Source organism: Variovorax sp. P1_H12_2, from assembly GCF_056405335.1.
The window spans coordinates 1-4,649 of sequence record NZ_JBFUCI010000468.1; the positions used below are offsets into that span (position 1 = coordinate 1).

The window sequence follows — 4,649 nt, forward strand, 5'->3', positions numbered from 1 at the left end:
GCCTGCATGGACCAGGACGTGTTCGTCAACGCGGTGGGCGGGGTGCGCATCAGCGAGCCCGCGGCCGACCTCGCGGTGATGCTCGCGATCACGTCGAGCCTGCGCGGCAAGCCGCTGCCCAAGGGCTTCATCGCCTTCGGCGAAGTGGGGCTGGCCGGCGAGGTGCGGCCCGCGCCGCGCGRGCAGGAGCGCCTGCGCGAAGCGGCCAAGCTCGGCTTCAGCGTGGCGGTGGTGCCCAAGGCGAATGCGCCACGCAAGGGCGCGAAAGAGATCGAAGGGCTGACGATCCATGCGGTGGAGCGGATCGAAGAGGCGCTCGATATCGTGCGGCAGCTGCAGTAGCCCCTTGTCGCAATCACACAACGGCGCAGGGAACTCCTGCGTCGGCATTGCATAGTTTTGGATTGACTTTGCATACCTCCGGCCGCCCCGGCGAACCGGCTCGGATGCAATAGGGGCAACTTCCCAAAAGGAGGTTGGCCCGGGGTCTGGTGGGCACACAAGTGCCAGTCACGGTGAGTCCTTCGCACCGGAGCCCCATGTTTATCCTTGGAAAACTTGAAATGAAAAAATCTCTAGTCGCCCTGGCTGCCCTGGCTGTTGCCGGCATTGCCTCGGCTCAGTCGTCGGTCACGCTGTTCGGTGTGGTTGACGCGACCATCAGCGGCTTCTCGAACAAGTCTGAAGGCGCTCTGGGCCAGGACGTCACGAAGAGCCAAACGGTTCTGCGCAACTCTGGCTACAACTCCAGCCGTCTGGGCTTCCGTGGCACGGAAGACCTCGGTGGTGGCTTGTCGGCCGGCTTCTGGCTCGAAGGCGCGATCAACAATGACGACGGCACCGGTTCTGCAAGCGGCGGCGGCCTGAACTTCCAGCGTCGTTCGACCGTGAGCCTCTCGGGTGCTTTCGGTGAAGTTCGCCTCGGTCGTGACTACACCCCGACGTACTGGAACGACACCGTGTTCGATCCGTTCGGCGCCAACGGCGTGGGCACCAACCTGATCGTGACCGCCAACGGCTACAACAATCCGGGCAGCGTGATCTCGCAAGGTGGTTTCACCCAGAACACGACCTACACCCGTGCCAGCAACTCGGTCGGCTTCTTCCTGCCGCCGAACCTGGGTGGTTTCTACGGCCAGGTGATGTACGCCTTCAACGAGAAGACCAGCTACGATCCGGCCGGCCTGACCCCTCCGGGCGCCGCCGCCGTCGTGAACAATCCGGCATTGCTGAACACGGCCGGCAACGAGCGCGCTGGTCGCTACTGGGGCGGCCGCATCGGTTACGCCAACGGTCCCCTGGACGTGGCTCTCGCGTACGGTCAAAGCACCCTCGCGTCGAACTACTACGCCGGCACCACGAACAACCTCGACACCTGGAACCTCGGTGCTTCGTACGACTTCGGCGTGGTCAAGCTGTTCGGTGAATATTCGAGCGCCAAGCAGAAGCAAGACACGTCGAGCAACTTCGTTGCCGGCGCGACCAACCCGTTCGGCTTCCGTGAACCCGGCGCTGACGGCTGGCTGCTCGGTGCAACCGTTCCCGTCGGTCCTGGCGTGATCCGCGTTTCGTACTCGGCAGTGGACTACAAGGACACCGGCACGTACATCAACCAACTGTTCGGCTTCCGTCCGGACCCGAAGGCTGACAAGTTCGCCCTGGGCTATGTGCACAACCTCTCGAAGCGTACGGCCCTGTACGCCACGGTGGCGCGCATCAACAACAAGAACGGCGCCGACCTGACCGTGGGCGGCCCGTCGTTCTACACGACGACCAACACCCTCACCGGCACGCTGACCCCGAAGAGCTCGACGGGCTACGACCTCGGCATCCGTCACTCGTTCTGATCTGACAAGCGCACAAGTCAGAATCACCAGGTGATCCCTGAAGGCTGCCCGACAGACGTCGGGCAGCCTGCTTTCATTCATCGGCTCGCTGCGGCGGGTTCAGGAATCGGCAAGGGAGAGTCTCAAGTGCAGAACAGTACCCCATTCAGGCATATGGCAGACAAGATGATCGACCTCAACGATCTCCGAATCTTTGCGTATGTCGCGTCGCTCGGCAGCTTCTCCTCGGCTGCCGATGCATTGCAGATCCACAAGTCGAGCGTGAGCAGGAGCATTGCGCGGCTCGAAGCCATGCTGGAAGAGCCTTTGCTCGAGCGCACGACCCGCAAGGTCCTGCTGACCCGGCGCGGCATCGATCTGAAACAAAGTTGCGTCGAGATGCTCGCACGCGTCAACGAAACGATCGGGTACGTGGGCGGCATCGACGACGACACCGCACCCCGGAGCCTCTCGGTCAGAGCCGGGTCCGGCGCGCTGGCCGGTCCGAAGAGCATGGGAGCCGCGGAGCGCAAGCCGCTTCTCTCGATGGGCCGCATCCAGGTCCGGCTGGGCGCCGGTCACGGCGGCCGGCCACAGGTCGTCGGCCGCTTCGGCGCGACGACATAGGCCGCGCTTCAAGGACATCGGCGACTGGTCAAGCCAGTTGCCGTCCTCCGCACACGGCGGATTCGGGCGTCCGGATTCTCAGTGCTGGCTGCCTCGAAGGGTCTGCCGCATCTTGCTCGGCGGGACGCGATACCAGTCCTTGAACTTGCGACTGAAATTGGTGTGGTCGTTGTAGCCCAGCTGCGACGCGATGGCTTCGATCGACAGCTCGGTGTGTTCCAGATACCAGGCGGCATGCTGCTTTCGCAGGCCATCCTTGATGTCGGAGTAGGTGAGGTCCGCATCCGCGAGCCTTCGCACCAAGGTCCGCGAGGACACACCCAGGTCCGGCGCCAGATCGCTCAGCTCGGGGTTGGTCGTGAGGCGTTCGAGCAGCGCCTGCTTGACGCGCTGAATGAACTCGACGTGTCCGAGTTCGGATTCCATGGTTCGGCAGTCCTGCGCCGCGGCCTGGAATGCCTTCTCGTCGGCCGAGGTCGAACGCTCGGCAAGCAGCCGGGTCGGCAGCTGAAGCGTCAGGCACTTCTGATCGAACGCCACCTTTCGGACGAAGCGCAAACAGGGCACATCGGTGCCCGCCGGACGGGCGTACGGCAACCCCACCGTGAGCTCGTCGACCGGGCGCCCCAGGATCGCCTCGACCATCCGGCAGTGCGCCCCGACGATGGACTGCATCACGAAGACATGCGTCTCGCACAATGGGCGCAACGGGCTGACCGTGATGGTGCTCCATCGAGGTCCGTTGTCCATGTGGAAGTCCATGCTGCGGAAGATCAGCTTGGCGTTTTCGCTCACGAACTGAAGGCTTTGCCCCAGCGTTTCGCTCGTCACGGCCGCGATGCCCACCGGGCTGTGATACGGCTGGAGCATGGAGCCTGCGATCAGGCCCAGCGCAGGCTCGCCGCTGCACTTGATGGCGTGCGCGACGAAGCGCCGGAACACGGAGAAATCCAGCAACGGCTTGCCGTCGCAGAGGTCCTGCCAGGCCAGGCCTGCACTTGCAAGAACCTCGGAGGGCCGCACGCCCCGATTGTTGAGGCAGTCCAGGATGCATCGGACATAGATCGGATGCACGAACGGGATGGCAACTTCGCCCTTGATACGCTTCACTCGGTAACAGTTTCTAACTTCGAATCGCTTTTCGACTTTCGCCGAAAACGACCTAGTTTAGACGCCGTGGGTGACCTGCCCATGACATCCCTGATGCGTCGCAGGGGCAGGGCGCCGCCTTGCAATGCCTCAGCGCTCCGAATCCCAATAGGGCGGGTCGCCGAACGCGGTCTTGAGCGCATCGGTCATGGCCCGCAGCTTCGCCGAGGGCGAACGGCCTTCCGGATGCGCCACGTACAGGAACTCTTCCTCCGAGGGAAGACCGATGTCGATCGCGAGCAGCCTGCCGGCACGCAGGGACTCTCCGACGATGAAAGTCGGCAGCAGCGCGATGCCCAGGCCCGCCTCGCAGGCGTCGCGCATCATGTCGCCGTTGTTCACGCGCAGGGCGCGCGACGCGCGCACCGACACGAGCTCGCCATCGCGGCGGAACTGCCAGTCGGCCACGCCACGGTTCGTATAGAAGACGCCTCGGTGGCGCTGCAGCTCCTCGGCGCTGGAGGGCCGGCCTTGCTGCTCGATGTAGTCCGGCGAGGCGACCAGCGCCCGACGGCTGCGGGCCAGCGTCCACGCCACCAGGCGCGAATCGACGAGAGGCCCGTGCCGAACCACGCCGTCGTAGCCGTCCGATGCGGCATCGACGCGCCGATCGTCAAGCTCGAGCGTCAGCTCGACGCCGGGATGGGCCGCGATGAACGGATACAGCGCCGGACCCAGGTGCATGCGGCCGAAGGTGACCGGCGCGGAAATCCGCAGCGGCCCGACCAGCGTGCCGCGCCGCTGCGCCATCTCGGCGGCGGCCTCCTCGACATCCCGCATGATGGCCGAGGCGCGCGCCAGGAAGGCGGTGCCGTCCTCGGTGAGCGTGAGCTTGCGCGTCGAGCGGTGCAGCAGCCGAACGCCGAGTTCCTTTTCAAGATCGGCGAGGCGCTCGCTGACGACCGACTTGGAGAGATTCAGTCGTCGCGATGCCTCGCTGAGGGAGCCCGACTCCGCGACCGCCACGAAGGTGGCCATGCCATCCAGCTTCAACATGCACTGAGTCCTTGTTGTCACGCACGGCAAGCACTTTAGTCTTGTTTGCCG

5 protein-coding genes are annotated in these 4,649 nt (G+C 64.5%); 3 read left to right on the top strand and 2 right to left on the bottom strand.

Translation table 11 applies throughout. From position 1 onward, the window contains the following. From AC1D2K_RS30225 to AC1D2K_RS30235, 3 genes are all read left to right on the top strand, one after another. A partial coding sequence (locus AC1D2K_RS30225) for a magnesium chelatase domain-containing protein (RefSeq protein WP_478093565.1) occupies positions 1–342 on the top strand: 342 nt, incomplete at its 5' end. Between the two features lie 221 nt (positions 343–563). Beyond that, complete coding sequence (locus tag AC1D2K_RS30230) at positions 564–1,847, top strand: porin (RefSeq protein WP_478093573.1); 1,284 nt, start codon at positions 564–566, stop codon at positions 1,845–1,847. A gap of 165 nt (positions 1,848–2,012) precedes the next feature. Next, positions 2,013–2,453, top strand: coding sequence for a LysR family transcriptional regulator (locus tag AC1D2K_RS30235; RefSeq protein ID WP_478093568.1), 441 nt, complete (start codon positions 2,013–2,015; stop codon positions 2,451–2,453). 78 nt (positions 2,454–2,531) lie between these two features. Here the strand turns inward: AC1D2K_RS30235 and AC1D2K_RS30240 are convergent, their stop codons facing one another. Both AC1D2K_RS30240 and AC1D2K_RS30245 read right to left on the bottom strand, forming a co-directional pair. Further along, positions 2,532–3,563, bottom strand: coding sequence for an AraC family transcriptional regulator (locus AC1D2K_RS30240; protein ID WP_478093570.1), 1,032 nt, complete (start codon positions 3,561–3,563; stop codon positions 2,532–2,534). Between the two features lie 129 nt (positions 3,564–3,692). Continuing rightward, positions 3,693–4,598, bottom strand: a complete 906-nt coding sequence (locus AC1D2K_RS30245; protein ID WP_478093572.1) for a LysR family transcriptional regulator — start codon at positions 4,596–4,598, stop codon at positions 3,693–3,695. Between the last annotated feature and the right edge of the window lie 51 nt (positions 4,599–4,649).